Source organism: Propioniciclava sp. LT432 (genome assembly GCF_059515965.1).
In genome coordinates this window covers 1-25,973 of record NZ_JCAKNE010000007.1, presented here as the reverse complement: position 1 = coordinate 25,973, position 25,973 = coordinate 1, and the positions used below count along the sequence as shown (strand labels likewise).

At 68.7% G+C, this 25,973-nt stretch carries 27 protein-coding genes, 1 tRNA gene and 1 pseudogene; 16 read left to right on the top strand and 13 right to left on the bottom strand.

Features of this window, described 5'->3' with window-relative positions; all coding sequences use genetic code 11:
• From AC5YDV_RS04990 to AC5YDV_RS04965, 6 genes and pseudogenes are all read right to left on the bottom strand, one after another.
• Positions 1–495, bottom strand: a complete 495-nt coding sequence (locus tag AC5YDV_RS04990) for an FHA domain-containing protein FhaB/FipA (protein ID WP_496182229.1) — start codon at positions 493–495, stop codon at positions 1–3.
• Entirely contained in the window at positions 488–1,195 is a 708-nt protein-coding gene (locus tag AC5YDV_RS04985) for an FHA domain-containing protein (RefSeq protein ID WP_496182228.1), read from the bottom strand. The genes AC5YDV_RS04990 and AC5YDV_RS04985 overlap by 8 nt, the downstream gene beginning before the upstream one ends.
• Positions 1,196–1,319: 124 nt before the next feature.
• Entirely contained in the window at positions 1,320–2,141 is an 822-nt protein-coding gene (locus tag AC5YDV_RS04980) for an alpha-amylase family glycosyl hydrolase (RefSeq protein ID WP_496182334.1), read from the bottom strand.
• A 412-nt stretch (positions 2,142–2,553) separates the two neighbouring features.
• Positions 2,554–3,102 (bottom strand): annotated as a pseudogene (locus tag AC5YDV_RS04975) (malto-oligosyltrehalose trehalohydrolase); the annotation flags it as partial.
• Between the two features lie 5 nt (positions 3,103–3,107).
• A complete protein-coding gene (gene treY / locus AC5YDV_RS04970) occupies positions 3,108–5,810 on the bottom strand; it encodes a malto-oligosyltrehalose synthase (protein WP_496182227.1) in 2,703 nt (900 codons plus the stop codon).
• A 61-nt stretch (positions 5,811–5,871) separates the two neighbouring features.
• Positions 5,872–6,240 (bottom strand): hypothetical protein, encoded by a 369-nt coding sequence (locus AC5YDV_RS04965; protein ID WP_496182226.1) that lies wholly within the window; start codon positions 6,238–6,240, stop codon positions 5,872–5,874.
• Positions 6,241–6,607: 367 nt separating this feature from the next.
• Between AC5YDV_RS04965 and AC5YDV_RS04960 the strand changes: the two genes are divergently transcribed.
• Together AC5YDV_RS04960 and AC5YDV_RS04955 are read left to right on the top strand one after the other, a co-directional pair.
• Positions 6,608–6,690 (top strand) — tRNA-Leu (locus tag AC5YDV_RS04960).
• Between the two features lie 239 nt (positions 6,691–6,929).
• The gene (locus tag AC5YDV_RS04955; RefSeq protein WP_496182225.1) at positions 6,930–8,069 is read left to right on the top strand and encodes a tyrosine-type recombinase/integrase; all 1,140 of its coding nucleotides are present in this window, start codon (positions 6,930–6,932) and stop codon (positions 8,067–8,069) included.
• A 46-nt stretch (positions 8,070–8,115) separates the two neighbouring features.
• Here the strand turns inward: AC5YDV_RS04955 and AC5YDV_RS04950 are convergent, their stop codons facing one another.
• The 6 genes from AC5YDV_RS04950 to AC5YDV_RS04925 form a co-directional block, all read right to left on the bottom strand.
• The gene (locus tag AC5YDV_RS04950) at positions 8,116–8,910 is read right to left on the bottom strand and encodes a TatD family hydrolase (protein ID WP_496182224.1); all 795 of its coding nucleotides are present in this window, start codon (positions 8,908–8,910) and stop codon (positions 8,116–8,118) included.
• The gene (locus AC5YDV_RS04945) at positions 8,907–10,211 is read right to left on the bottom strand and encodes an adenine nucleotide alpha hydrolase family protein (protein ID WP_496182223.1); all 1,305 of its coding nucleotides are present in this window, start codon (positions 10,209–10,211) and stop codon (positions 8,907–8,909) included. The genes AC5YDV_RS04950 and AC5YDV_RS04945 overlap by 4 nt, the downstream gene beginning before the upstream one ends.
• Positions 10,208–10,351 (bottom strand): hypothetical protein, encoded by a 144-nt coding sequence (locus AC5YDV_RS04940; protein WP_496192403.1) that lies wholly within the window; start codon positions 10,349–10,351, stop codon positions 10,208–10,210. The genes AC5YDV_RS04945 and AC5YDV_RS04940 overlap by 4 nt, the downstream gene beginning before the upstream one ends.
• 688 nt (positions 10,352–11,039) lie before the next feature.
• Complete coding sequence (locus AC5YDV_RS04935) at positions 11,040–12,920, bottom strand: KAP family P-loop NTPase fold protein (RefSeq protein ID WP_496182221.1); 1,881 nt, start codon at positions 12,918–12,920, stop codon at positions 11,040–11,042.
• Positions 12,921–13,355: 435 nt separating this feature from the next.
• A complete protein-coding gene (locus tag AC5YDV_RS04930) occupies positions 13,356–13,583 on the bottom strand; it encodes a helix-turn-helix domain-containing protein (protein WP_496182220.1) in 228 nt (75 codons plus the stop codon).
• Positions 13,584–13,969: 386 nt separating this feature from the next.
• Positions 13,970–14,317 carry a MarR family transcriptional regulator gene (locus tag AC5YDV_RS04925; RefSeq protein ID WP_496182219.1) on the bottom strand — a complete coding sequence of 116 codons (348 nt, stop codon included), beginning with the start codon at positions 14,315–14,317 and terminating at the stop codon, positions 13,970–13,972.
• A 344-nt stretch (positions 14,318–14,661) separates the two neighbouring features.
• Here AC5YDV_RS04925 and AC5YDV_RS04920 point away from each other — a divergent pair, with 344 nt between their 5' ends.
• The 14 genes from AC5YDV_RS04920 to AC5YDV_RS04855 all read left to right on the top strand — a co-directional run bounded on the left by AC5YDV_RS04920 (position 14,662) and on the right by AC5YDV_RS04855 (position 24,317).
• Positions 14,662–15,210, top strand: coding sequence for a hypothetical protein (locus AC5YDV_RS04920; RefSeq protein WP_496182218.1), 549 nt, complete (start codon positions 14,662–14,664; stop codon positions 15,208–15,210).
• 320 nt (positions 15,211–15,530) lie between these two features.
• Positions 15,531–16,112, top strand: a complete 582-nt coding sequence (locus tag AC5YDV_RS04915) for a hypothetical protein (protein ID WP_496182216.1) — start codon at positions 15,531–15,533, stop codon at positions 16,110–16,112.
• A 4-nt stretch (positions 16,113–16,116) separates the two neighbouring features.
• A complete protein-coding gene (locus AC5YDV_RS04910) occupies positions 16,117–16,704 on the top strand; it encodes an SAF domain-containing protein (RefSeq protein WP_496182215.1) in 588 nt (195 codons plus the stop codon).
• Between the two features lie 84 nt (positions 16,705–16,788).
• On the top strand, positions 16,789–17,559 hold the full coding sequence (locus AC5YDV_RS04905) for a hypothetical protein (RefSeq protein WP_496182214.1): 771 nt from the start codon (positions 16,789–16,791) through the stop codon (positions 17,557–17,559).
• On the top strand, positions 17,556–19,103 hold the full coding sequence (locus AC5YDV_RS04900) for a TadA family conjugal transfer-associated ATPase (protein ID WP_496182213.1): 1,548 nt from the start codon (positions 17,556–17,558) through the stop codon (positions 19,101–19,103). Before AC5YDV_RS04905 ends, AC5YDV_RS04900 begins: the two co-directional genes overlap by 4 nt.
• Positions 19,100–19,954, top strand: a complete 855-nt coding sequence (locus AC5YDV_RS04895) for a type II secretion system F family protein (RefSeq protein WP_496182212.1) — start codon at positions 19,100–19,102, stop codon at positions 19,952–19,954. The genes AC5YDV_RS04900 and AC5YDV_RS04895 overlap by 4 nt, the downstream gene beginning before the upstream one ends.
• Complete coding sequence (locus tag AC5YDV_RS04890; protein WP_496182211.1) at positions 19,951–20,844, top strand: type II secretion system F family protein; 894 nt, start codon at positions 19,951–19,953, stop codon at positions 20,842–20,844. The genes AC5YDV_RS04895 and AC5YDV_RS04890 overlap by 4 nt, the downstream gene beginning before the upstream one ends.
• 40 nt (positions 20,845–20,884) lie before the next feature.
• A complete protein-coding gene (locus AC5YDV_RS04885; protein WP_496182210.1) occupies positions 20,885–21,094 on the top strand; it encodes a hypothetical protein in 210 nt (69 codons plus the stop codon).
• 9 nt (positions 21,095–21,103) lie between these two features.
• A complete protein-coding gene (locus tag AC5YDV_RS04880) occupies positions 21,104–21,502 on the top strand; it encodes a TadE family protein (RefSeq protein ID WP_496182209.1) in 399 nt (132 codons plus the stop codon).
• Entirely contained in the window at positions 21,499–21,957 is a 459-nt protein-coding gene (locus AC5YDV_RS04875; protein WP_496182208.1) for a TadE/TadG family type IV pilus assembly protein, read from the top strand. Before AC5YDV_RS04880 ends, AC5YDV_RS04875 begins: the two co-directional genes overlap by 4 nt.
• Before the next feature lie 18 nt (positions 21,958–21,975).
• Entirely contained in the window at positions 21,976–22,278 is a 303-nt protein-coding gene (locus AC5YDV_RS04870; RefSeq protein ID WP_496182207.1) for a TadE/TadG family type IV pilus assembly protein, read from the top strand.
• Entirely contained in the window at positions 22,275–22,424 is a 150-nt protein-coding gene (locus tag AC5YDV_RS04865; RefSeq protein ID WP_496182206.1) for a hypothetical protein, read from the top strand. Before AC5YDV_RS04870 ends, AC5YDV_RS04865 begins: the two co-directional genes overlap by 4 nt.
• Positions 22,421–23,869: a LysM peptidoglycan-binding domain-containing protein gene (locus AC5YDV_RS04860; protein ID WP_496182205.1), complete on the top strand. Its 1,449-nt coding sequence runs from the start codon at positions 22,421–22,423 to the stop codon at positions 23,867–23,869. Before AC5YDV_RS04865 ends, AC5YDV_RS04860 begins: the two co-directional genes overlap by 4 nt.
• A 67-nt stretch (positions 23,870–23,936) precedes the next feature.
• Positions 23,937–24,317, top strand: coding sequence for a hypothetical protein (locus AC5YDV_RS04855; protein WP_496192402.1), 381 nt, complete (start codon positions 23,937–23,939; stop codon positions 24,315–24,317).
• 173 nt (positions 24,318–24,490) lie between these two features.
• Here the strand turns inward: AC5YDV_RS04855 and AC5YDV_RS04850 are convergent, their stop codons facing one another.
• On the bottom strand, positions 24,491–25,861 hold the full coding sequence (locus tag AC5YDV_RS04850) for an IS1380 family transposase (RefSeq protein ID WP_496182203.1): 1,371 nt from the start codon (positions 25,859–25,861) through the stop codon (positions 24,491–24,493).
• Positions 25,862–25,973 lie beyond the last annotated feature (112 nt).

Genomic DNA, 25,973 nt, shown 5'->3' with positions numbered 1-25,973 from the left:
TCAGGCCTCCACGACGAGCAGTGTCCGGCCGATGCGCAGCGTGTCGCGCGGGCCGAACGGTGCCGGCGAGCTGAGCCGCTCGTTGTTCAGGTAGGTGCCGTTGGTCGAGCCCAGGTCCTCGACGAGGTAGCCGTCCCCGCTGCGGTAGATCCGCGCGTGGCGCGTCGAGACGTAGTCGTCGTCGAGGATCAGCTGGCAGTCGCTGCTGCGGCCGATCTTGAGGTGGTCACCCAGCGTCATGGTCAGGCCCGCCTGGGCCCCCTTGGTGATGCGCAGCGTGGTCGGGGTGCGGGGCGCGCCACGGCGCGAGAACCGCCTCGAGGGCGCAGCTGTCGGCGCGGGCGCCGACGATGCGGCCGGAGCGGGGGCGGCGGTGGCGGCGGGGACCTTGCGGCCGAACAGGTCGGAGCGGATCACGTTGCCGGTGAAGAGGATGAAGATCCACAACAGGGCGAGGAACCCGAACTTCAGGGCCAGGACGAGGAGCTCAGACATCGGTCACCGGGGACTTGACCAGCATCCGCGTGTTCCCGAGCTCGACGCGGGACCCGTCCCGCAACTGCGCCGACTGGACGCGACGGCCGTCCACGACGATGCCGTTGGTGGATCCCATGTCCTCGATCGTGACCTCCGGAGCACTGTCGGTCCCTCGGACGCTCACCCGCGCGTGTAGGCGTGAGATGCCGGGGTCGTTGATGCGGACGTCCGCGTCCGTGCCGCGGCCCAGCGTGAAACCGGGCGGGGAGAGCGGGTGGCGGATGCCGTTGACCTCCAGCACCAGGCTGGCCCGCTGGATCGCGGTGGTGGTCGCCGGTGTCGCGGCCGCCGCGACCGCCTGGCTGAGCACGGTGAAGCGGCCGATCGGCAGCTCCGGGGCCAGCTGGTAGGCGATGGTGACCGGCCCGTTGAAGACGTAGCCGGCGTTCGCGGCGTACTCACGCAGCTGGGGGATGATGTCGGAGTTCAAGGTGCGGCTGTAGGGGACCAAGCGGTCGAAGTCGTGCCGGGACAGCCCGATCGTGAAGTCGTTGGGCACCAGCTTGCGCTCCCGCGAGAGCAGCCGGGCCTCGGCGTCCAACTCCTTCTGGAGTCGCGCGGTGATCTCGACGGGCTGGACGTCTCCCTTGAAGGCGCGGGCGAAGGCGCCGTTGACGGCACCTTCGAGCTTGCGCTCGAGGTTGTCGAAGACTCCCACCGACCCCTCCTTCCCCACGTGTGGCACGCGGATCGACCTGCTCAAGCGTAGCCTGCCCCGACCTCGTCGAAGCGGGCGGCTCCACAGGGGGGACGGTACCCCGCCCCCCACGCCCTCTCCGATGTTAGGTCGCGCGGGTCCTGAGCACCGCGACGGACGCCGCGGGCAGGAGCAGGCGGCCCTCTGACAAGGAGGCATCCCCGAAGGTGGCGATCAGTTCCCCGGTGACCGGGATGTTGCCGGGCTTGCGCGGGCTGGCGATGACCGTCAGCGGACCGTGGGTCAGGGCGAACCAGTCGTCGGCGTGCGCCGTGGCCACGGGCAGGCCGGGGTCGAGGTGTTCGCGACGGAGGGCGATCAGCGTCCTGTGCCAGTCCAGCATCGCCGCGTGTCCGGGATCGTCCCGCTCATCCCAGTCCAGCCGGGACGCCTCGAGCGTCGCGACGTCCTGGGGGTCGGGGAGCGCGACGCCGGGGCCGTAGAACTCGGCCCACCCATGGCGGGCGAACTCGCGCTGGCGTCCGCGGGTGATGAGCTCGCCCAATTCGGTATCGTGGTCGCTGAAGTACAGGAACGGACGCCGCGTGCCCCACTCCTGCCCCTGGAACAACATCGGGGTGAAGGGGGAGAGGAGCAGCAGCGCGGCTCCACCGGCCACTGCACCCGGGGCCAGCCGCTCGTCGGGCCGGTCGCCGAGGCCGCGGTTGCCGACCTGGTCGTGGTTCTGGGTGAACGTGACGAACCGGCGGCGGTCGACCTCGTCGGGGACGGGGGCGCCCCACACCCGCCCACGGAACGTCGACATCGTCCCGTCGTGGACGAACACGTGTGCGAACGCGTGGGCCAGGGTCTCCGGGCTGCCGAAGTCGCAGTAGTAGCCGAAGGTCTCCCCGGTCAGCCAACTGTGCAGGGCGTGGTGGACGTCGTCGGCCCACTGTCCGTCCATGCCCCGGGACTGCGGCGTGACCGGCAGGGCCGGGTCGCCGGTCGTCCCGGGGTGTCGGCGCGATCATCGACACGTCGTTGAGGTCGGACTCGGCGATGAGCGTGAGCCGGCGGCCCGTCTGCTCCTCGAGCTCGGCGACCGCGTCGGCGATCTCGGTGAGCAGGTGCGGCGTGGACCCGTCCTTGAGGGCGTGCACCGCGTCCAGGCGCAGGGCGTCCACGTGGAAGTCGCGGAACCAGCGCACCGCGTTCTCGATGAGGAACGCACGCACCCCCTCGGCGCCGTCGTCGTCCAGGTTGATCGCGGCGCCCCACGGGGTCTGCTGCCGGGAGGTGTAGTAGGGGCCGAACTCGGCGACGTAGTTGCCGGCTGGGCCGAAGTGGTTGTGGACGACGTCGAGGCAGACGGCCAGCCCCCGGGCGTGCGCGGCGTCCACGAAGCGCTGGAGCGCCTCGGGGCCGCCGTAGGCCTCGTGGACGGCAAAGAGCGACACCCCGTCATAGCCCCAGCCATGGTTGCCCGGGAAGGGGGCGAGCGGCATCAGTTCGACGGTGTCGACGCCAAGGTCGACCAGGTCGGCCAGGCGGTCGATCGCGGTGTCCAGCGTGCCGCCCGGGGTGAAGGTGCCGACGTGGAGCTCGTAGAGCACGCCCCCCAGGACCTCCCGCCCGGTCCAAGCGGCGTCGGTCCAGGCGAAGGCGCTCGTGTCGATGACCCGGCTGGGGCCGTGGACGCCGTGGGGCTGCCGGGCGCTGCGCGGGTCGGGACGGGGCTCACGGCCGTCGACACTCAGCAGGTAATCGGTGCCGACGGGGAGGTCGATCGTCCAGTACCCGTCACCCTGGGCGACCAGGCTGAGGGACTCATTCGTCGCCGGGCCCCCGGTCTCGTCACCGGTCGCACGCGGCAGCACGGCTTCGACGGACTCGGCGTGCGGTGCCCAGACGGTGATGGGAAGCATGGCGGTCATGAGTTCTCCTCGCCGTCGCCGTTCGACGGGCGGTCGAAGAACCGCTTGGTCAACCAGCCCAGCAGACCGGTGCTCTCGGCCTCGACCTCGAGCTCGGGCCGACGCAGTTCCTCCCGCGGAGTCGTCCGGAAGATCGGAGTCCCGTCCTCGAGGGTGTCGGCGAGGGTCCTGGCCTGCTCCCGGGCGGCCGAGCTGTCGGGGCCGCCGATCTTCTCGAGCACGGCGACGGGGAAGCGGGCGAGGACGTCGGCGATCAGGACGTTGCCGCCTTCGTGCACCGTGTCGGTCAGGATGTCGCGCCACGTGCCGTCCGGCAGGACGACCGAGTGGGCCGTGAAGCCCTCGGTGCGCGTCAGGTCGCGGTGCAGCCGGGACGCGACGGTCACCACCTGGGGGTCGTCACCCCGGGCGTAGCACAGGGCGTGCCCGGTGCTGCTGGGCAGCGGGCGGTAGGCGGCGTCGGGGCCGACGAAGGCGTCCGGACGCCGGCGCCGCAGGCGCAGCACCTCACGCGTGAGGTGGAACTTCTCCTCGGCCAGTGTCAGGGGCCCCCGCCGGTCGAGGTAGCTGGCCAGGTCGGCGAGCGCGGCGAAGTCGGCAGGGGCGCGGTTGTCGGGGTCGACCAGGTAGTTCTGCAGTGTCTCGCAGGACTGGTAGGTGTCGGCGACGCCCAGGCAGGTCAGCTGGATCGCCTTGCGCGACAGGATCGACACGCGGGCGGCGTCCGCGGTGAAGTCGTACCAGTCGCCGAAGGCGCCCATGAGGTCCTCGTCGGCGTAGATCGTGGCGATGAACTCCGCCAGACGCGACTCGGCGTCCGCGTCGGGGGAGGTCCAGGACGTCCAGATCTTCTGCTCGCGGGCGGCCTTGACCATGTACCGCTCGATGCGCTCCCGCTCAATGGGGCCGTCCGGCGTCCACGTGCCGGCGAGGATCTGCCAGAAGAGGTTCTCGGTGTGGCCCTCGATGCCGTCGGCGTAGGGATGCAGCCGGGCCACCAGGGCGCGCCACTCGGGGGCGTACTGCGCGATGACGCCGATCCGGCTCCGGACGTCTTCCGAGCGCTTGGTGTCGTGGGTCGTCCCACACGTCAGCGTCGTCGGCCACTCCGACGCCATGCTCGAGCACCAGCGGTGGAACTCGTCGGGGTTCAGGCTCCAGGTGTCGGGGGACCCGCCGACCTCGTTCAGGGCGACGAGGTGGGTCCAGCGGTAGAAGGCGGTGTCCTCGACGCCCTTGGCCGTCACGGCGCCGCACACCTGCTGGAATCGGACCACGAGCTCGTCGCGGCGGGCCCGCTGGGAGCGGCCCTCGCTGCCGACCTCCCGGCCCAGGATGAGGTCGACCACGACCTCCATCGTGTCGTGCAGCTCGTCGTCGAGGACCCGCTTGGCGCGGTCGGCGGCCTCCTCCACGAGGTGGACGGCGGCCTCGGGTGCCTCCTCGCCGGGGACGACGTAGGCCCGGTAGCGGTCGAAGGCGATGACCAGCTCCGTGATGCAGGCCCGGATCCAGCCGTGGGTGTGGTCGCGCAGCATGATGTCGTCGCGGCAGATCTCGTACGCCAGTGTCGCGATGCGGTGCACCTCGGCCAGGAGGCTGGTGGTGACGACCTCCCGCTTGGCTGCGGTGATCACCTCGGGCAGGGTGCCCGGGATGTCGCCGGTCACCAGGTGCGCGACCGTGCCGAGGTCGCCGTAGCCGTTGGGGTCGCACTGGAGCGCCGAGATGCGCCAGCTCGCGTCGTAGCCCGTGGTGCCGGCGACGGGCCAGTCGTCCGGCATGGGCTCGTTGCCCTCCAGGATCTTCTCGGCGGCGATCCACGCCCCGCCGGTGGCCATCGACAGCCGCCGCATGTAGCCGCGCGGGTCGGCCAAGCCGTCCGGGTGGTCGATGCGGAAGCCGTCGATGTGGCCCGCGTGGTAGAGCTCCAGCAGCAGCGCATGGGTCGCGTCGAACACCTCCGGGTCCTCGACGCGGAGCGCGACCAGCGTGTCGACGTCGAAGAAGCGGCGGAAGTTCAGCTCCTCGGCCGCGACCTTCCAGAAGGCGAGTCGGTAGTGCTGTTCCTTCACGCACAGGTGCATCGGCAGGTTCTCGGTGCCGGCGCGCACGGGGAAGACGTGGTCGTAGTAGACGAGGACGGGCTGCTCGCCGTCGTCCTCGTGGCCGGGGACGACCCGGCGTTCGAGCGTGATCTCGCCGTTCGCCAGCACGGTGCCGATGCGGGCCCCCAGCACGGGCATGAGGATGCCGTCCCCGTCGTCCGTGCCGTCGAACCACGTGGCGTACGGAGAGGCCGGGCCGTCCTTGAGGACCGACCACAGGGCGCGGTTGTGGTGGATCGGGGTCGGGACGCCCATGTGGTTGGGAACCACGTCCACGACGATGCCCAGGCCGCGTGCGTGGGCCTGGGTCGCCAGTCGCACGAAACCCTCGCGTCCGCCCATGGCCTCGCTGATGCGGGAGTGGTCGACGACGTCGTAGCCGTGCGTGCTGCCCGGGGCTGCCTGCAGGATCGGGCTCAGGTAGAGGTCCGTGACGCCCAGCCCCTCGAGGTAGTCGAGCTGTGCCGCCGCCTGGTCGAAGCTGAGGTCGGGCCCCAGCTGGAGGCGGTAGGTCGACACCGGCGTACGGCGTCCGACGGACGGAAGGTGCGGGCGGGTGTCGGCCGCGCTCGTTGCGGTGGTCTGGCTCAAGGCAAGGTCCTCCTCATCCGGTGCACTGGCCCTGCCAACCTACCGGAACCGCAGGCAGGCGTCAGGGCAGATGCCCGCGGTCGGCCCCGCCAGGCCTGTCCGTGGACTCGTCGGTGTGCCCCTCCGGCGCCAGCGGGTAGGTGGTGTCGTGCGCGTCCGGGACGGGGTCGATGCCGATGCCCGTGGCGTCCTGACGGGCGATGTTGTCCGCCCCCGCCCAGCGCTCGAGGTACTCGGGCCGTCGCCGGAGCCACTCGGCGCGCTCGCCCGTGGGGCGTCGCTCGGCCGGCCAGCCGGGGTCCTGGTCCAGCCGGACGGCCTCGATGGCCAGGTAGCGCTCCTCCAGGGAGAGCGCTCCCCACCATTGTTCGTGAGACGTCTCCGCCGACGGGTCACGCTCGGCGTCGTGTGCTGCGGTGGATGCGTTCATCGCCCCACCCTAGGTTGTCTGCCGCGGGTTGAACACCCTCGCCATGGGGCCGTGACGCGCGTCGTCCAAGCTCACCCGTCTCGTCCATCGGACGTTCGTCTGGTGTTGCGTGGAGTTCACATCCACTGAGTTGTCCACAGGCCTTTCCACTGCTGTGGATCGTGTGGACAGCGTCACCCCTAGTCGGACACCGTGATGGGGTGCCAGGTGAAGTTCCCTAACATGTCCTGTGGGTGAACATCGCCATCCGGGGCGGGGGTGTGGGCCCCTCGTGTTGGGGTGTCGTCCGTCCATCCTGCGAGGCCCGAATGTGTGCTGGGCGAGATGGTGTGCTAAGTTACTCAGGCTGTCCCCGCGAGGGGGCGACGCGCGAGTGGCGGAATGGCAGACGCGCACGGTTCAGGTCCGTGTGTCCGAAAGGACGTGGAGGTTCAACTCCTCTCTCGCGCACAACGATGTATGGTCCCCTGACTACATCAAATCCCCTCTGACAAGGACTTCGGTCCTTCTCAGTTGTGGACTCCCATGGACACGGATGGCCTTCAGAGGCCTCCCATTCCCCACGTATTCCCCACGGTTCCCCACGTATTCCCCACGACATCCGGGGCGTGGGGAACGTCGTCGGCGTCGCCCACTGTCCACCCGACCGTCCTTCGAACCGTTACGGAGTGTGACGGGAGGGGCGCACCATGGGTAGACCACGGGCCAAGGTCAAGCGTGGCTTCGGCGAGGTCGGCCAGCTGCCGAGCGGGCGGTACCGGGCGCGCTACACCGGCCCCGACGGCGGCCGGCACAGTGCTCCGATCACCTTCGTCGCCCGGATTGACGCCGAGGGGTGGCTGGTCGATCAGGAACGGCTGATCAGTCGCGGCGAGTGGGAACCGCCGGCCCGTCAGGTCCGGGAGGTTCACGAGGCACCCCTGTTGCTGGGTGAGTACGCCGCCACTGTGGTGGCCCGCCGGCGGATTCGGCCGGGCACGGCGGCGCTGTACGCGAAGCTGCTGCGGTTGACCATCCTTCCCGCGTTCGCCAAGCGCCCTCTTGGCGAGATCACGGCTGCTGAAGTCTCGACCTGGTACGCCGGGATGCGAGGGACGCCCACCCAACAGGCCAACGCCTACGGGCTGCTCAAGTCGATCTTCAAGGAGGCCGTCGAGGAGCGGCTCGTGGAGGTGAGCCCGTGCCGGGTGAAGGCGGGCACCCAGAAGGAACGCGCGCGTGAGATCGAGGTGCTCACGGTCGACCAGCTCAACCGCTACCTGGCTGCGGTGCCTGAGGCGCGTCGGGTTCCGTTGTTGTTGGCCGGGTGGTGCGGTCTGCGGTCCGGCGAGGTGCGGGGGCTCCGCGTGCGTGACCTGGATGTGGACCTCGGGGTGGTGCATGTCCGTCAGGCTGTGGTGCGACTCAAGGGGCAACTCCTGATCGGCCCACCCAAGACGGACGCCGGGGTCAGGTCGGTGTCCATCCCTCCTCACCTCCTTCCGGCGTTGCGGGAGTGGGCGGCGCGCCAGCCGGTGCGTGAGCGGGACTCATTGATGTTCCCGGCTCGCGACGGACACTCCCCGCTCAACGACAGCGTCCTCCGGGTCGCCCACAACAAGGGCAAGGCGGCCATCGACATGCCCGGCCTGACGGTGCACGGGCTGCGTCACACCAGCGCGACGCTGGCCGCGCAGTTGGGAGCCACCTTGGCGGAGCTTCAGGCGCGGATCGGGCACAGCACGCCGAACATGGCCATGCGCTACCAGCACGTCGCGGCCGAACGCGATGCCCAGCTCGCTGCCCGCATGTCCGCGTTCGCGACGGGTCGAGCGAGCGCGGCCCGGTGATCACAGTGCCTCTAGGGGTGCTGTCGACGCCGCTGTAGTCCGGCGGTCAGCTCTCAACACGGCTGCCGGTGAGTCGTGCGGCGGCGAGCATCCTTCGCACTGGCAATGGAAGGAGATCGAAAACACCAACTTCATCGACTAGTCGGAGGAAGTTTGACCACACCTGCCGGCGAACGGCCACCGCGCTGATCCCGTGAATCTGGGCAAGTGCCGTCTCGACGTCTCCTACTCGTCCAGGCTGCCTTGGCGGGGTGGAGCCTCGATCGCCGGATGGATGGTCGGTCTCCGTGAGAAGGCGGTCGGGGGGGATCGTTGCGATCTCCGTGGGGTACTTCGTACCTGCGGCGTTGACAGAGAACCAGCACCCAAGCTCGATCGCGCGCCTGGTCTGTATATGGTCGCCCCGCCACCAGTGGAGCACGGCACCCTTGATAGGCCGACGCTCCAACAGGTCGAGAGCGGCGCCAGCGGCACCCGAGCTATGGACGGATGTGATCCGTGGCTTGCTCAGGAGGCTTTCAAAGATCGAGTTCAGTACCTGTGACTGAGATTTCATTGGGACCTTGGAACGCCTGTCGATCCCCACCTCGCTCACGTAAGGCGTCGATGACAGAAGGGTCGCGAACTTCGCGGAGTCGAAGGCGCTCTGTGCCTCCGGCACGCCGGGGTGACAACCCAGCCCCCAGACGGTCACTTGATCGCGACGCCCACTGACGGACTCGAACTCCGCAATGGATCTTGTCGCGGCGAAAACCACAGCGCCGAGGCTTTCCAGCTCGGCCGGGCTTGCCTTCGGGCTGACGTGCGCGTGGAGATCGATTGGTGGGAGCTGCCGGCTCATGCGAATAGGCTCCGGAGTTCCTCGACACCTCTCAGGGAGAGGGCAAGCGCATCCTGTGCGGCGTAACCCTGTGGCAGGGACATGGCCATCACATCGCGGGCACGGATCCCTCGATCGACGAAGTCCCGCATGGGTTCGACGATGGACTTCTGCTTGACGAAGGCGCCGAACCGTCCACTCACGTCCTCACAGAGGTAGATCGTCTTGTCTGGAATACCCGTTGCAGTGAAGGCTGCCCTTCGGACAAGGCAGCCGAAGCACACCCCGCAGGAGGTTCCAACGGGTGCCCCGCTGTAGCGGGCGTCGGTGTGCGAGCAAGAATTGGTCGCGCTTAGGTAGGTGGATGCAGGCTCCACTCCGATCGCGTCCGCGACGCGCCGGAACATCTCGCCCTTCGTGAGCGCTTCGAAGGGGTTATCGATCAGGCTGTGTCCGCCGACGCTCTGCACCAGGTCGGCCAACTCCCGAAGGAACCTCGGGTGCGTGGTGTGGGTCGACAGGCTCCCACGGCGATCAGGACCGAGTGGTGGGTTGAGTGATGCGAAGCCATTCTCGGCAATCCAAAGCGGTGAGCCAGCGCGTTCCGCTACGGCAAGCCCCAGCGCAATGAAGAGGAGCGACCGCGATCGTGTCGACGCCTCGCTGCGGAACGAGGTGGCGTCCAGACGCTTGGAGCCACGGTGGATGTGGAACTGCTGATGGACCTGCCCAATGCCTGGAACGAGGCCTGCGACCGCCTTGACCAGACCCCGCTGGACCGGGGAGATGGCGGTTGAGCTGTAGTGCGACACGAGGGCCTGCGAGCGTCCTTCGCCAAGTTCCACAGCTGAAAGCAGTGCGCCGGCCGCGGAGTCTGCCCCGCCGCTGAGCAGTACCGTGCGGTCAGAGACTGGCTGCTCAAGGAGCTGAGTCGTCTCACTGGAGACAGGCGCGGGCACAAACTGGAACGTCCAGCGGTCACCAGAGAGGAAGCCGACGACTCGGGCCAGAGGGTCAGCAACTGATGCCCAAACCTCAGTGTCATCTACCTGCACGGTGAGGTCGAACACCCGAGCGTTCCAACTCGAGCCTCCGCCCTCACGAAGCACCGACCGGTCAGCCGCGAGGACCGCCAGCGCGATCCGAACTAGGTCCACGTTGCGTGGGTTCACCGCCCCAAGCGTCGAGAGGTACGGGTCAAGCGTCCCGCCGGCGAATGTAGACCGCCCTCTACTGGACCAAAGGAAGACCTCATCGAACGCGCTGCCTTGAAGCGCCGCGTCAGCGTCCGTCTCGGAGATCGCCAGAAGTAGCCTGGTCATGACTTGACTCCGAAGATCTTGCCGATGTCTCGGATGCCACCCTCGATCGCCCTCGACATCTCGAGTTCGGTTGCGCCAGTGGGGCTCAGTGTGGCTTGGGCCGCGTACTCGGCGGCCACATCGCGGATCTGCCTCTCCAAGCTGCGTCGCTTCGCGGCACTAGCCGCCTTCGCATAGACCGTGGAGGAGATCTCCGTTAGCGCGGTCTCCGCGATGGTTGTCTCGATTGACTTCCGGACGACCTCTTCCGGCGTTGGGCGGCTTCCTGCTGGTTGCTGCAGGATCCACTCAACAACACCGGCGACGATATCGCGCTCCTCAGCGTCGGCGACAGTGCTGTCGGACTGGGACCCAAATGCGGCCTCGACGATCTTGATGCCAACGGCGACGGGATCACCCAGCGCCCGGAGTTCGTCATAGTTGAGCCCGGCTTCCCGCAGTGCTTCACGGTTCCCAGACGAGTAGGCAATTGCTAGGTGTCCGGCGCGGCCAGCCGCCTTCGAGACTCGGCCAACCGATCGAGACGCACCACCGTATGTGCGGCTCCCCGCACCACCACCGCGCGCTCCACCGCCACCAGCGCCGGGACCGTCGGCGCCGCCTCGTCCACGAGGACGGAGTAGGACGCGGAGGGCGGGTCCGAGGTCTACCTGCGGTGGCTGGTCATGAGGACGCGGAGCCGACGGATCAGGGGGGCCGTCGTGTCCACCAGAATCGCCGGAGTCTGGCCCGCTCGTGGGCTCGGATTCGACAGGCCCATCGAGCCAATCCGCGATGGTGTCGCGCAGATCGCGGGCATCCTTGCCACCGCTTCCGCCGAATGAGCCACTAGTACCCACGGCTGGTGCTCCATGCCTTCTCGACCACGTCGATCGAGTTCACCACTTGTTCGTCCTCGGTTCCGGCCCTCCAGACGTCCAGGACGGGTCGGTAGGTCGCGGGGTCGAGCAGGCGCAACTTGATGATCGTCACGGCCTCGACATCGCCGGCCGGGAGGCCCTTCAGCGCTGCTACGACGTCCGGTACCGTGGCTGGTTGCAACGCCGCAAGGCGGAGCAGGCTTTCGACGCTGACCTTCTGAAGGCTTGGCTGGTCACGGGTGCGACGTCCGAGGTACCCGACGAGAGTCCGCGCATCGGGTTCAGGCAGTGACTTGAGCGCGTGGTCACTGACGCCAGCACGGTCGAGTTTCAGGCTTGAAGTGAGTGCGACAGCGAGGTCACGGAGACGCTCAGGCAATCCGGTGTCCATGACCTCGATCTTGGCGAAGGAGGCAGCCAGGTAGAGGTAGCCGGAAATGGTCGACGCGTCGAGAGCGGGCGGGAGCTTCGCCCACCGTCGAAGCGTGTCGCTGAACGCATCTTCACGCGCAGCCTGCGACTCCTGCTCCTGGGGCAGCGCGCTCTTGGCTGTTCGCCTCCCCCTCGCGGGCATCTCCGCGTGCTCATCGTGCGTCTGGTCGGCCGCCGTCAGTGCGGGGCCGTTGGCGGCGAGTTCGAGGGCTTCGAGCTTGTCGCGGAGTTGGTTCGAGGCCAGCCAGTCGAGAACAGTGCGGAAGTCCTCGGTGAGGATGCGCTCAAGGACCATGAGCTTGGCGACCTGATCGGCCTGCAGTTGGAAACCACGACGGCGCGCCACGGCCTGCCGGACGTTTAGGTCGTTGAGGAAGCGCTTGATGCGGCGCGGGTTGCCGTGAAACTTCTCGTACAAGATCGGGGTGAGTCTGGCAGCCGTCACCAGGTGGCCAGCGAGCAAACTGCCGTCCTCGACCTCGATGCCATCGAGACTGCCTCCATCCAGGCGCAGCTCGTCGCAGTGGGCGACGAATCGGGTGTAGGCATCGTCGTCGACCCCGCCCTTCGCCAACAGAAGGAACAGGTAGGCCTCCGTATCGAATCGACTCAGTGCGGGCAGCGGGATCGTCGTCTGGACGATCTTGTGCAGGTAGAGCTTGGCGGGGTCCTCGTCCTCGCGGGCGGCCGCCGTGGTTCCCAGCTTCTGCCGGATCGCGTCGGCCACACGGTCCTCGTCGGCCGCGATTATGAACGACATGCCCTTGGCAGACAGGAAGAGCCGGATCGCCTCAAGCGTCTCCACAACGGTGTCCGGCAGGCAGCGATCGAGATCATCAACGAGGACGACCACGCGCGATAGATGCTGCAGTGCTGGATCGTCCAGGAGTGCTGCGAACTCATCCCGGAAGGCCGCCATGCCCTTGTCAGCGTCGAGGCTCTCGGGGTCGTCGCTGACCAGGCCCAACACGTCGTCGAAGTCTGGAACCTGCATCGTGAGCGCGGTCCGAGCAGCCATCTTGACCGCCTTCGACCAGTTGACCTTGCGGACGAGCTTCTTGAAGGCCTCAAGCCCGGCCCTGCCGACGGGGTCCTCAGCCTTGAACTCCTTAATCAGACCGCCGAGCACCTCAGCGATGAGGCTCTCCTTTGGGCCGACGATCGGGTCGTAACGCCAGGGCTGGGTGGGGATCACCAGAACCTTGCTGCCAGCGGTCTGCGAGCGCTCCACAACCTCGGCCTTGATCAGTTCAAGCACGCTGGTCTTGCCGCTGCCCCAGGCACCCGAGAGTCCGATCGCAACTGGGTCCAGGTCGTCGTCGAAGATCGCGTCCGCCGCTGTCTCTGCCACAGCACGAAACGCCAATAGATCCTGCGTCGCCGGTTCATCTGACCAAAGGGGGAACGCTGTGCTCATAGCTGTTGCTGATCTCCTTGGCGCCACGCCCGGGCGCCGACTCGGAAGGACTCGTAGACCTGACGGTAGCCGTTCGGGCTGACACCTTTGGTAACTGGCACGCTGGGTCCACGCTGGGGCCATAGGTGAAGGCGTCTCGGCCCGACGGCGAGGCCGCGGGGTCAACTGCCGCGACTGCGGCGGAAGAGGAACCGTCCGTAATCTGGCTCGGCTAAAAGGGGCTGGTACACCAGCCCGTCGAGGCTGGCCGAGTCTGCTTCTACGACGCGCCGTGGGCGCCGAACGCCGAGTCCGGTCGCTTGGAGTTCTCGAATTGGGCTGAACTCTGGGAGCTGGTGCAGAACGGCCACACGTTTCGTGTTGCGAAATGGGACGACGAGGCAGTCCCGACGGGAGCAAGTTGGACGGGCGGACGGCCGCGCCCCATGGAACGGGCTATGAGGCGCGTCGAATGGTCCCTGCTCTCGTCGAGACCCGCGGCGCGGTTGACCACTGCGGGTACCTGCTGAACATGGCGTCGACGTCGTCGGGGTCCAGCCTGAGGATGCGGCCGCACCGGTACACAGGGAGGACGCCCTCGGCGATTCGCCGGCGGATGGTCTTCACGCTCACCCCGATCCGGGCAGCGGCCGTGGGCAACGACTCGTAGGTTCGCATGGTCATGGCACTGTCCCTCTCTGGGCCCAAGCGGGCCTCAGAGGACACAAGACCCGCTCGACGTACTCCTAGCCGCAGCCCCGGAACGGTCTTCCTGGCGCTCCCGGGTCGCTTCCTGGGCGAGCGGCGAGCAGTTTTCCCTTGTGGGAACGGGGTTGCGCGGCTCACGCGGCCGTCACGAGGTCAAGAACAAGGTGAGGGCGCTCCTGTGCCGAACGGCCGGTCCGGTGACCTTCGCCAACAGTCGCCGTGTGGCTTGGTAGGGCCTCACGTGCCCGTCACGCGTTGTGGACCGAGAGTTAGGCCATTTCCCCAAGGCGTTGTCGTCGTCCGTAACCCAACTCGCGCACACGGATTCCGCGTTCGATCGCCTGCCTGCCGGCCGCCGCCCTTCAATCCGATGCGGTCGGTGTCTCGACGGAGGGTGTGGTTGCCTGGATGATCGCACGCAGGTCGGCGTGAAGCTTCGCATGGTTGAGCGTCCAGTGCGTGCGCCGGCGGCGGCGCTCGTCGCGGGGGACGTCGCCGGTGACGTAGCCGTGGTCTTCGAGTTCGTTGAGGTTGCGCGCGATGGTGGTACCCGCGACCCCCTCGCCGAGCGCGGCGACCAGCTCTGGTGTGCTGAGACAACCCCCGTGTTCGGCCAGCGCCACGGCGATCGCGAGCTTGACGCGGTTCATGCCCATGCCGACCAACGCGTCCAACTCACCGGGGAGCGGGGCGTAGGAGTAGGCAGGCACGCGCCCATTGTTTCAGTGGTCCGCGGCAAGGGGAGACGAGACACGATGAGCAATCTATACCGCTAAACGGTGTAGATGTGCTAGCGTGACACGCAGAGGGACGAAGCTCGAAATCCGCAAGATCGCGGAAATCCATGCTTAGCCTTCCCGTACAGGTCCACCCCCTGGAGAGCTTGGAGCCAGCGATGGCCGCTTCTGACATTGGCAGTACCCGCGACGGCGCCATACGAGCGCCGAGCGCCTCCGGGATCGGCGCTGCCGCCTTCCACGAGAAATCACCACGCACAGGATGTCCGCGAGGTGCCTCCGCGCCCCGTTATGTCCCGTAGGCGAAGGAGGATGGGATGACCCACCTGGGACTGGCCACCAAAGCGGTGGGCGCCATCATGGCCGCTGCCCTGATCGGTGGCTGCACAGCCACGCCCACCACCAGCCCGACACCGACAGGCCCGTCGCAATCGCCGTCACCCACGGTGACGCCGACACCGACCCTCAGCCCCGAAGACCAGAAGCTCGAGGACGCGAAGGCGAGGGTCGTCCTTCTGTGGCAGACGCTCGACGGCCTCTTGGTCGACTCGAGCAGGAGCATCAACGAGCTCGACACCCTTGCCTCGGGCGAGGCGCTGAGCAGCCTGCAGGTGATGCTGACCACGGTCCGCCAGCGGGGGCAGGTGCAGGTCGGGGCCACGAAGCTCCCGTCCCAGAGCGCCTTGGCCAAGGGCGACGGGTGGGTCGTCACCTCGTGCGTCGATCGCAGCGATGCCATCCTCACGGACAAGGCCGGGCAGCCGGTCACGCCGGCCCCGCAGCCACGACTCTCACACGAGAGCACGGTGCAGCTCGTCGGCGCCAACCTGCAGATCACCAAGGACGAGGTCCTCGGATCATGTTGACCAGGCTCCTCGCGGCGCTCGCGCTCTGCGTGGCTCTGGCGACAACGCCGCTGGCGGGGACCCCTGCCTACGCGGACGCCGGCTGCGAAGGGGCGAGCTGGGGAGTTGCCTGTGGCGTCGGCGTCCCCGGTTACGGTGGCTCCGGCGGCGCCGCTCCGCTGAAGCACACCGGCTCCGGCAGCAGCGACCCGGTTGCCTGCGTCACGCAGGAAATGCCTCCTCGCGAAGTCCCCTGTTCGAACCCGGAGCTGGGGACCTGGAGCAACGCCCGAGCCTGCTACATCAAGGCCTAGTCGCCGCCGCCCCCGCTGACGGACGCGGTGTGGAGCGGAAACACGACGGGATCGATCTACCGGTGCTCGGGTTCCGGCATCTGGTCTGGTCCGGGCTCTTACCTCTTCTGGGCCGACAGCGCCCCCGGCGTCATCCCTGACCCCAGAGTGCTGGCCCTGCAGGCGGTCACCCAGATGCGCCTTCGCGCGGTCACGATCGGGATGGCGCCGGATCCCTCGCCCGGCTCGGTGGGCCTCGTCGGGCTGCCGATCTGGCTGTGGGTGGCGTCGCCGGACCAGAGCACCTGGGGACCCAACACGAAGACCGCGTCGGCGGGCGGCTACTCCGTCACGGCAACCGGGAAGGTCACCCAGGTGGTCTGGAGCATGGGCGACGGCGGAACCGTGGCGTGCACGTCCACAGGCACCTCCTATACGGACTCGTTCGGGATGTCGGCGTCGCCGGATTGCGGCTACCGCTACACGAAGCAGGGCACCTACACGGTCACCGCGACGAGCTATTGGACCATCAACTGGTCCGGGATCGGCGAGTCCGGTGTCATCAACCAGACGTACACGAGCTCGGTCGTTGTCACGATCGGCGAACTCCAGACCGTGGTGAAGGGATGAGGACGTGAGGACACCGACCTTGGCGCCGACGACGGCGACGACCACGACCCCTCCGGCGCCCGCGGCGTTGGGTCCCGTGAAGACCCGGCGGCGTCCGGTGCTGATCATCGCGTCCGTGGCAGCGCTCCTGCTGTCGGCGCTGGGCGGCGTGTGGCTGTGGACGGCGGCAACCTCGTCGGTCGAGGTCGTGGTGGCGAAGGCGGCCGTCCCTCGTGGCGCGGTGATCACCGCCGGTGATCTGATGGTCGCGCGGGTGTCGCTCGATCCGGCGGTCGCCTCGATCCCCGCCAGCGAGGTGTCGACCGTCGTGGGTCAGCGTGCCGCTCTCGACATCTCAGCCGGTGGGCTGCTCACGCCCGACGCCATCGCCCCCGAAACCGTCCCGGCCAAGGGGGAGACCGTCGTCGGTCTGTCCCTGGTGGACGGCATGCTGCCCGCCATCCCGCTGAAGACCGGCGACGACGTGCGGGTGGTGCAGACGCCCGGCGCGCAGGGCCAGGCGGCGAGGTGTCACCGGTCACCATCGCGGCCAAGGTCGTCGCGGTCACCCGCTCGCAGGACGGGCAGTTCGCCCTGGTCGACCTGCTCGTGAGCGCGGACGCCGCCCCCGATCTGGCGGCGCGGGCTGCGACCGGCAAGGTGGCCGTGGTGCTCGACTCCCGGGAACGGTGACGCCATGCCCGTCTTCACGATCGCGTCCGTCTCGGGCTCGCTGGGGGTGACGACCCTGTCGGTCGGTCTCGCCCTGACGTGGCCCCGCCCGGTGGTGCTGGTGGAAGCTGACCCGTCGGGCGGCTCGGCGATCCTGGCGGGCTACTGCACCGGGGTCGCGCGGCCGGGACTCTCCGAACTCGTGCTGGCGCACCGGCACCACCAGTTGGCCGACGAACTGCCGTCACGGCTCTTCCCCCTGGCCGACTCGAACGCGAGCCTGTTGCCGGGGCTCCGCGCGCACCAGCAGGCCGCGTCCCTCCTCGGCGTGTGGGACGCGCTCCTGGACGCCCTCCGCGGACTCGAGGTCGACACGGGCGTGGACATCGTCGTGGACGCCGGCCGGCTGGGCATGGTCGGCAGCCCGGAACCACTGATCTCGGAGTCGGACGTGACCATGGTCGTGACGGGGACCGGGCTGCCCGAACTGGCCCGGGTGCGGTCACGGCTGCCCGGTCTCCAGGAAGGCTCGTTGGGTGACGTGCGGTTGGTCATCGCAGGGCCGGCCCGTCGGTACAGCACGTCCGAGGTCACGAAGACGTTGGGCGTGCCGGTCGTCGGCGAGGTCGCGTGGGATCCGGACGCCGCGCGGTGGTGGTCCCACGGGGAGCCTCAGCGTCGGTTCGATCGTTCGCCGCTACCGCGATCGGTGGTGGCGTTGGGTGAGTCGCTGCGAGCCCTCGCGCCGCGCACGGAGGACGCGCTATCGCGCACCAGGACGGGGGCGGAACGATGACCAAGCAGCCGCAGCCCACCTGGGAGAGGCCCGACCTGGCCAGCGTGCCCCTGTTCACCGCCTTCGCCGACGGCACCGATCCGGCGCGGCCGGGCCGCGTCCGCTCCGGGTTCACCCTGTCGACGGCAGTCGCACCGACATCGTCGTCACTCCACGTCGTGGGCCGCGAGGCGAAGTCGGGTGCCGGGGGTCGACCCTCGGAACGGTCGACGGAGGTGGACTGGGACGAGGCGTCGGAGTTGCGTGCGTTGGCGTCCAAACGCTTCTCCGAGCGGATCGGGCAGTCGCCCCTGGCCGACGAGACCGCGCGCCAAGAGCTGGGGCGGGCCGTGATCATGCAGGTCGTCCAGGAGGCGACCGAGGCGCGGTTCGCCGCCAACGGCTCCGTCAGCTCCGCCACCGCGCAGGACGCCTTGGCGCAGGCCGTCTTCGACCTGATGTTCGGACTGGGCCGGCTGCAGCCGTTGGTCGATCGCCCGGACGTCGAGAACATCATCGTCGTCGGGCACGATCGGGTGTTCCTGGACCTGGTGGGCGGCGAGAAGGTGCCGGGGCCGCCGGTCGCGGCGTCCGACGAGGAGCTGATCCAGCTGCTGCAGGACCTGGCGTCCAGGGCCGATCCGCCGCGCGTGTTCTCCGACGCCAACCCCGACCTGCACCTGAACCTCGAGGGCGCACGCCTGGCGGCGTCCGCGTTCGTCACCCATCGACCCAGCGTCGTGATCCGAAGGCACCGCCTGGTGCGCATCACCCTAGACGACCTCGTGGGCCTGGACACGGTCAGCCCGCTGCTCGCGTCGTTCCTCGCGGCCGCGGTGAAGGCCCGGCTGTCGATCGTGGTCTCCGGCCAGCAGGGCGACGGCAAGACCACGCTGCTGCGAGCGTTGTGCGCCGAGATCGGTCCGGAGGAGGTGCTGGGCACCTTCGAGACAGAGCGGGAACTCGGTCTGGAGCAACTGGTCGACGAGCACCCCGTCGTGTTCTCGTGGGAAGCGCGTCCCGGCTCCGGGGAGCGGGGTCCCGACGGGCGTCCGGTGAACGAGTTCACCTTGCAGGACGGGATGCACGCCTCCTTCCGGTACGCGCTCGACCGGCAGATCGTCGGCGAGGTCCGCGGCCGCGAAGTCGCGCAGATGATCATGGCCATGGAGTCCGGGTCCGGCTCCCTGTCGACGACGCACGCCGCGTCGGCGTCCGACACGATGGAGAAGCTCGTCAGCTGCGCGATGCAGTCCGGCGAGTTCACCCGCGACTCGGCGGTGATGAAGCTGGCTCGCTGCCTCGGCCTGGTGGTGCAACTGCGATCCATGTACGTCCGCGGCCGCGACGGCTCGGTCCGCAAACGTCGCGTGGTCGACGAGGTGCTCGCGATCACGCCGGGCGAGGAGTCCGCCGGCTACGCCGCGACCACCGTCTTCCGCAGTGACCCCGACGGTCCGGCGGTCGCCTTCGTGCTGCCGGACCACCTGCGGATGCTGGCGGGTCACGGGTTCACGGCGAACGAGTTCCTGGTGGAGGCGCAACGCCACGGCGGTGTCGCATGAACCCGCTGGTTCCCGCGCTCGTGAGCGTCCTCGGCGTCGGTGGCGTGATGGGGCTGGTCGCAGGACTCCGTCGGGTGCCTGTCCCGACGGCCGCTCCGGCGACGCCCCGGCTCCTTGTGCGGCTGGCTTCGGTCCCGCGCCGCGTGCTGGTCGCGGGTGTCCTGGCGGGAGTGGCCGGGGTGGTGGTCGCTCTGCTGTCGGGCTGGGTGATCGCCATCGTTGTCTTCCCGCTGGCGGCGGTCGGCCTGCCGGTGGTCCTGGGCGCTTCGGACGAGTCCCACACGATCGAACGACTCGAAGGTCTGGCTGAGTGGACGCGCAACCTGGCTGGCGTGATCACCGTCGGTGTCGGTCTGGAGGGCGCCCTCGTGGCCACGCTGCGCACCACACCCGACGTCATCCGTCCGGAGGTGACCACCCTGGTGGGCCGGATCCGGTCGCGGTGGAACACTGCCGAGGCGCTCCGCGCGTTCGCCGACCAGTTCAACGACTCGACCGGTGACCTGGTGGCGGCCACCTTGATCCTCGCCGCGCAGAAGCGGGCCGATGGTCTCTCCCAGATCCTGTCCGGGCTCGCCGAGTCGGTGTCCGCGGAGGTCGCGGCCCGGCGTCATCTGGAGGCCGACCGCAGCAAGCCGCGCCAGACAGCGCGGATCGTCACCCTGATTACCGTGGTGTGCCTGGTGGGGATGGCCGCCACCGGCCAGTACCTGGAGCCGTACCGCTCACCAATGGGGCAGGTCATCCTGTCGGTGCTCCTCTCGCTCTATGTGGTGGGTCTTGTGGTCATGCGACGGATGGCGCGGGTCAAGCCGCTGCCCAGACTGTTGGCGTCCGGAGAACCGTCATGACCGGCCTGCAGCTCGCCGCACTCACAGGCTTGATGTTCGCCACGAGCGTCCTGTGCGCAGTGTGGTGGCTCGCTCCGACCGTGCCGGCGCTCGGTCCCGCGCTGGACCGGTTGGCCGGAGTGCCGGCAGCTCCGGCCCTGCTGGGCGGCGTGGACGCCCAGGATCGGGTGGGTGCGTGGGTCGCGCGCTGGGTGCCGAGGTGGGTGTGGATGACGCCCGTCAAGGAGTTGGCGCTGCTGCGCCGGACGGAGGCCAGCTTCTACGGCGAGAAGCTGATCCTGGCTGCCATCGGGCTGGTCGCACCTCCGCTGCTGTCGACGCTGTTCAACGTGTTCGGCTTGCGGTTCCCGATCGCGGTCCCGCTGATCGCGTCGCTGGTCGGCGCCGTCGGGCTGTTCGTGCTGCCCAACCTGGACATCCACGGCAAGGCGAAAGCGGCCCGCCTCGAGTTCAACCACGTGTTGACCAGCTTCATCGACCTGGTGGCCCTCGAACGCCGCGCCGGTTCCGGCCCCCGACAGGCACTGGAGAACGCGGCGCGCGTTGGCCGCGGCCAGTGGGTCTTCGACCGCCTGGCGGAGGGCTTCACCCAGTCCAGCGTCGACGGACGCCCACCGTGGGACGTCCTCCGTGCGATGGGCGACGAACTGGCCCTGCCCGAGCTCGACGATCTGGCCAACATCATGGCGCTGGCCGAGCAGCAGACGATGCCCGTCTACCAGACCCTTCGGGAACACAACCGAGCGCTGCGCGTGGCGCTCCTGACCGACGAGCAGGCCCGGGCGAACGCCGCCTCCGAGCGGCTCAGCATCCCTGCGACCATGCTGGCGATCGTCTTCATCGCCATCCTGCTGGGGCCATCCCTGATGACCCTGATGAGCAACACCTGACCCCCAAAGGAAGAACCCCTTCAGGAGAGGAAACCCCACCATGATGCTCAACCTGTACGTGGAGAGCCAGCTCATGCGCCGCGACCTCGAGTCGTGGCTCGCCAAGCAGCGCAAGCGGATGCTCGCCGAGGACGGCATGTCGGAGACCATCCAGAACGTCCTCTGGGCGATCTTCGCGATCGCGATCGTGGGGATCGTCGCCGCGATCATCCAGGCCTACGTCGTCGGCAAGGCCGGCGAGATCCGGTAGGCGACGACCATGCGGCGGTCCAGGGCCAGCAGCTGGCGAATGCGAGGTGAGCGCGGGTCCTCATCGGTCGAGATGGTGATCGCACTTCCCATCGTGCTCACGGTGCTGTTCCTGGCCGTCCAGGCCGGCACCTGGTTCCACGCCCGGTCGATCGCCCTGGCGTCCGCCCAGTCGGGCGCCCGCACGTCGGCGATGCTCAACTCCTCCCTCGAGGCGGGGTTGTCGAGCGCAAGGTCCTTCGCCACCGACGTGGGAGGGACGACGCTGACCGGCGTGACCGTCACCGGCGACAGGACGGCGACCAGCACCACCGTGACGGTGACCGGCCACAGCGTCCGGCTCGTGCCGTTCATGGATGTGACCGTGTCCCAGTCGGCCACCCTGCCGGTCGAGAGGTACACGCGATGAAGCCGCGGGTTCACGAATCCCGACGATGCCGGAGCGCCAGCTTCCAGGCTCGGCGCTGCGCCGCCGATGAGCGTGGTTCAGCCGCGATCGAACTGGTCTTGTTAGTGCCGGCGCTCATGCTCCTGCTGCTGTTTGCCGTGGCTGGCGGGAGGGTGGCGATCGCCCACGGGAGCGTCCAGCAAGCGGCCGCGGACGCCGCACGTGCGGCGTCCCATCGCCCGGACCGCAGGCGCCGCCCAGACGTCGGCGGTCACGGCGGCACGAGCCACCCTGGCCAACCAGGGGCTGACCTGCGCCTCGATGACGGTCACCCTCGACACCTCGGGGTTCGCCAAACCGGTGGGCACCCCGGCGAGCGTCGCGGCCACGGTGAGCTGCACGGTGGAGCTGTCAGAGCTGGCACTGCCCGGCCTGCCGGACAGGGTCGTCAGCGCGACGGTCACAAGTCCGCTTGATGTGTTCAGGGGGCGATGATGCGCCATCACGATGAGCGAGGCTCGGTCACGGTGTGGGGGGTGTTGATCGCGCTCGTGATCACCATGGTTATCGGAATCACCGTCGACCTGACAGGGCAGGTCAACGCCCAGCAGCGCGCCCACGACCTCGCCCAGCAGGCCGGGCGAACGGCCGCGAACCAGGTGCAGGCCAGCCAGATCATGCGCGGCCAATCCCCCCAGATCGACACCTACGCCGCCCGAACGGCCGCAACGGCCTACCTGCACAGCGGCCCCTCGCCGCGCTCGCCATCATCGCCGCCGGCGTCGAGGGCAGCGTGAGCATCACCGGACCGACCACCCTGTCGGTGCACGTCACCATCGTCTACCAGCCGAAGTTCCTCGGAACCGCAGGCATCGGGCCCAAGACGGTCAGCGGCGACGCCACCATCCTGCTGTCGCGCGTCGTGAACGGAGCTCCCCGATGAACCCACCCCCTCGTCACCCTCGCCTGGTCGGACTTGCTGCCTTCGTCGCGCTCGTTGCCCTCCTCGTGGGGCTTCCTGCGGTGTTGCTGGCCCTCGGGTGGGGGCCGACTCCGTCCGGTCTGGAAGGGTGGTTGGCGGCGCTCACCAGCCCGGATGACGGCCACCTGACAGTGTTGATCTTGAAGGGCGCGGCGTGGGTTGCATGGGGACTGCTCGCGGTCACGATCCTCACGGAGGCAGTCGCAGCCCTCCGAGGTCTGGAGGCACCCAAGCTGCCCGGGCTCCGGTGGTCCCAGGTGCCGGCCCGCCGGCTCGTGACAGCAGCGCTGCTCCTGTTCATCGCGGTGCCCGCCACGGGGATCGAGACTGCATCCGCAGTCCCAGACAGCCCGAGCCCGGTGGCCACAGCGACGGCCAGCGTGGAGCCCGCGCCCTCCGCGTCCGTGGGAACGCCAAGAGCCGTTGCGCTCGTCAAGGCCGCCCCCGCACGCGTTACTCACACGGTCAAACGAGGTGAGACCCTGTGGTCGATCGCTGAGCACCACCTGGGATCCGGGAACCGCTACCCCGAGATCCTCAAGCTCAACAACGACCTCTTGCGGGGCAAGCCGCAGTTCCTCAGGCCGGGCTGGGTGCTAACCCTGCCCGCAGCGGCGCAGGCCGACGCCGGCCAGGCCTTGGTAGCGAGCGACCGCGCACATTCCCGATACACCGTGGTCAAGGGCGACACGCTGAGCGAGATCGCACAGCAGTACCTCGACGACGCCGAGGCGTGGCCACGGATCTTCGAGGCCTCTCGGCGGATCCCGCAGCCGGACGGCCGTCGCCTGACCGACCCAGACCTCATCCTTCCCGGCTGGCACCTGCTCATCCCGTCCGCTGCGGAAGCAACACCCGAGCTGCCAACCTTCCCCGAACCCGAACGAGCCGAGCCGACATCCCAGAACTCGCCGTCGTCGCCGGACGCCTCCTCTGCCCCTGCAACCGCCACACGGACCCCGGTCGCCGAGACGTCGCCTGCAACCGGCGGGGTCGTCCCTGTACCCATCGCCCCGGTGAGCGCGCCGGCGGCGCCATCCCCGTTCGCCTCGGCGCCCGTGACCACCGAAGTGAGCAGCGACGAGAGGCCTGTGGGCGAGGCGTCCGATCGGGAGGCCGAGAATCTGGCCCCGTGGGTGCTGGCCGGGCTCACCGGTGCGGGCGGGGTCCTCGCCGCTGGGCTACTGGCCGCCCTGCGCCAGCGCCGGAGGGCCCAGTTCCGTGCCCGTCGGCCGGGGCGGACGATTCAGGGTTCACCTGTCGAAGGTGCGCAGTTGGCTGGGCGTCGACCCCACGACCGGTGGCAACTATCTGCCGGACGCCACGAAATCCCCGGCCGGCATCGCCCGCGGGATGGGCATCTATCAGTTGGTAGGCGTCCTGGCCGACATCGACCTGTTCCGTAGGCTTCGCTCGCGTGGCCAGGCCCGCGGTACCGAGGGCCTTGTTGACCTTCGGGCGGCGTTGGAGCTCGTGACCGGGGAACCCTTCACCGGACAACGGGGGCGCGGATGGGCGTGGCTGGCCGACGGTGTGCGCATCGATCAACACATGGTGTGCGCCGTGGTCGACGTGGCTCACACGGTCACTATCGCGGCCCTCCATGCGGGCGACCTGGAGTTGGCCCGTGCCGCCACCGATATCGCCCTGCTCGCCGCTCCTTACGAGGACACCCCCCGACTGGACCTCGCGGCTGTCGTCGCGGCCGAGGGTGACCGGCAGGCCGCCGAACGCATACTTCGAGACGAGGTCAGCAACCGCGCCGACGACGGCGATGCCCCAGATGACCTACCAGAGCGAACCGCCGAACTCGTCGCCAGCGCTCCGTGGCTGAAGAAGGGACGCGTCGCCTGAAGGGCGAGCTACGTCCTTTAGCCTGAATCCACCGATTGACGTCTGAGGGTGTTTGTGCTTGTAGATGTGGTGTTCGGGCGACCGTGCGGTGGCTTTCGGGCAGGGGTGATCGCCCGGTCTGTCCGGGCTTTCCACTGGGGTTCCTTGGTCGTGACGGTCGGGGGCTACCGGGTTCAGGTGGTCATGACAGCGGTCCAGAGCCGCTGCCACCCGCTGGCCCAGGGCCAGCGGGTGGGCAGGTGCAGCCGTATTCGTCGTGCCGAGGTGGCTACCCGGGCCGGGGTGTGGATCAGGTGGGCGCGGATGGTCGCGGTCTCGGCCCGGGCGTACCGGCCGCCGGCGGTGACGCCGAGGGCGCGGGTGAGGTTGAACGCGATCGTGGCGATGGCGAGCCAGGCGGCGTTGGCGTTGAACGATTTCGACGGCAGATGGGCCAACGGGCCGGCTTTCAGATCGGCGAACACCTGCTCGATGACCGCGTGCCCCCGGTGTGTCTTCTCCGCCTCCACCAGAGGGGAGCTCTGGTTGGTGAACACCGCGTGGTAACGCCACACCTCGAACAAGCCATCCTGGGCAGCCGCGGCCAGCTTCTTGGTGTTGCGTTCGGGGACCCTGCGCACGATCAACCGGGCGGTGACCTGCCCGGTGGCCCCATACGAGGTGAACGCCGTGTAGCCGACTTCGGCGACCTCGGCCGAGGAGATCAACTCCCCAGTATCGGGGTCGGTGATCGCGTTCGGGTACACGATCGGGGTCCACGCCTGATCGTCGATGGTCGCGATCGCGGCACGGACCCCCTTGTTGAGCCGGGCACCGATCGAGAATTGGCAGCCGGCCTTCACGATCGCCGCGACCACAGACTGCTGGTAGTAGGCCGAATCCGCCCGGACCAGCACCTGCCCTGTGACCCCCGCTCGACGCAGGGTGGCGATCGCGTCACGGACCAGCCGCACCGCGCCGTGCGCCGACGCTGCTGCGCCCCGACGCAGCCGAGCGGCCACGATCACCGGTGCAACCTCCACCCCGGACACGGTCGCCAGTTGGGCGTTCAACCCGCGCACCCGGGTGTAACCGTGCTCGGCGCCCTGCTTGGAGCGGCCGTACACCGGTTTGATCGTGTCATCGACATCCAGCCACACGATCTGACTGTCGGGTAGCAGGCCCGGCACCCGGTCAGCCAGTCGGCACAAGGTGCGGGCGGCGACCGCGTCGAGTTGGCGGACGTGCCCGAACCGGATCGACCGCAGAAACGTGCCCAGCGTCGAGGGAGCCCGCACCCCACCGAACAGCTTGCCCATCGCCCCGTGACGCAGCACGTCCAAGTCGTCGATGCTGTCCGCGCCGGCCATCATCCCGGCCAACACCGAGGTCAGCTTCAACCCGGCGCAACCCTTCGCGCCGGGCACCGTCAACAACCTGTCAGCCAGCCCCGCCAGGCCGAGCTGGTCCGCAAGCGCGATCGCGGGCACCAGTCCAGCGGACCCGACCAAGTTCGGCTCATCGAACGATGCCGACATCCGACCAACAGTGTAAGACAGTTGCATCTCGGAAGTGCCCTTCTTGGCGGGAGCCACGGAACCTTAGACAAGTCCCATTCTCCCTTACCAGAGGGCATTTCCTCGTTTACCCCGCCCTCACAGAGATGGTGGATTCAGG

What these genes read in the sequence shown, in the direction of transcription:
- AC5YDV_RS04990 (WP_496182229.1), bottom strand. Translation starts at nt 495, where the DNA reads ATGTCTGAGCTCCTCGTCCTGGCCCTGAAGTTCGGGTTCCTCGCCCTG.
- AC5YDV_RS04980 (WP_496182334.1), bottom strand. Translation starts at nt 2,141, where the DNA reads ATGGACGGACAGTGGGCCGACGACGTCCACCACGCCCTGCACAGTTGG.
- AC5YDV_RS04965 (WP_496182226.1), bottom strand. Translation starts at nt 6,240, where the DNA reads ATGAACGCATCCACCGCAGCACACGACGCCGAGCGTGACCCGTCGGCG.
- AC5YDV_RS04955 (WP_496182225.1), top strand. Translation starts at nt 6,930, where the DNA reads ATGGGTAGACCACGGGCCAAGGTCAAGCGTGGCTTCGGCGAGGTCGGC.
- AC5YDV_RS04950 (WP_496182224.1), bottom strand. Translation starts at nt 8,910, where the DNA reads ATGAGCCGGCAGCTCCCACCAATCGATCTCCACGCGCACGTCAGCCCG.
- AC5YDV_RS04945 (WP_496182223.1), bottom strand. Translation starts at nt 10,211, where the DNA reads ATGACCAGGCTACTTCTGGCGATCTCCGAGACGGACGCTGACGCGGCG.
- AC5YDV_RS04935 (WP_496182221.1), bottom strand. Translation starts at nt 12,920, where the DNA reads ATGAGCACAGCGTTCCCCCTTTGGTCAGATGAACCGGCGACGCAGGAT.
- AC5YDV_RS04930 (WP_496182220.1), bottom strand. Translation starts at nt 13,583, where the DNA reads ATGACCATGCGAACCTACGAGTCGTTGCCCACGGCCGCTGCCCGGATC.
- AC5YDV_RS04920 (WP_496182218.1), top strand. Translation starts at nt 14,662, where the DNA reads ATGACCCACCTGGGACTGGCCACCAAAGCGGTGGGCGCCATCATGGCC.
- AC5YDV_RS04905 (WP_496182214.1), top strand. Translation starts at nt 16,789, where the DNA reads ATGCCCGTCTTCACGATCGCGTCCGTCTCGGGCTCGCTGGGGGTGACG.
- AC5YDV_RS04900 (WP_496182213.1), top strand. Translation starts at nt 17,556, where the DNA reads ATGACCAAGCAGCCGCAGCCCACCTGGGAGAGGCCCGACCTGGCCAGC.
- AC5YDV_RS04895 (WP_496182212.1), top strand. Translation starts at nt 19,100, where the DNA reads ATGAACCCGCTGGTTCCCGCGCTCGTGAGCGTCCTCGGCGTCGGTGGC.
- AC5YDV_RS04890 (WP_496182211.1), top strand. Translation starts at nt 19,951, where the DNA reads ATGACCGGCCTGCAGCTCGCCGCACTCACAGGCTTGATGTTCGCCACG.
- AC5YDV_RS04885 (WP_496182210.1), top strand. Translation starts at nt 20,885, where the DNA reads ATGATGCTCAACCTGTACGTGGAGAGCCAGCTCATGCGCCGCGACCTC.
- AC5YDV_RS04880 (WP_496182209.1), top strand. Translation starts at nt 21,104, where the DNA reads ATGCGGCGGTCCAGGGCCAGCAGCTGGCGAATGCGAGGTGAGCGCGGG.
- AC5YDV_RS04875 (WP_496182208.1), top strand. Translation starts at nt 21,499, where the DNA reads ATGAAGCCGCGGGTTCACGAATCCCGACGATGCCGGAGCGCCAGCTTC.
- AC5YDV_RS04870 (WP_496182207.1), top strand. Translation starts at nt 21,976, where the DNA reads ATGCGCCATCACGATGAGCGAGGCTCGGTCACGGTGTGGGGGGTGTTG.
- AC5YDV_RS04860 (WP_496182205.1), top strand. Translation starts at nt 22,421, where the DNA reads ATGAACCCACCCCCTCGTCACCCTCGCCTGGTCGGACTTGCTGCCTTC.
- AC5YDV_RS04850 (WP_496182203.1), bottom strand. Translation starts at nt 25,861, where the DNA reads ATGCAACTGTCTTACACTGTTGGTCGGATGTCGGCATCGTTCGATGAG.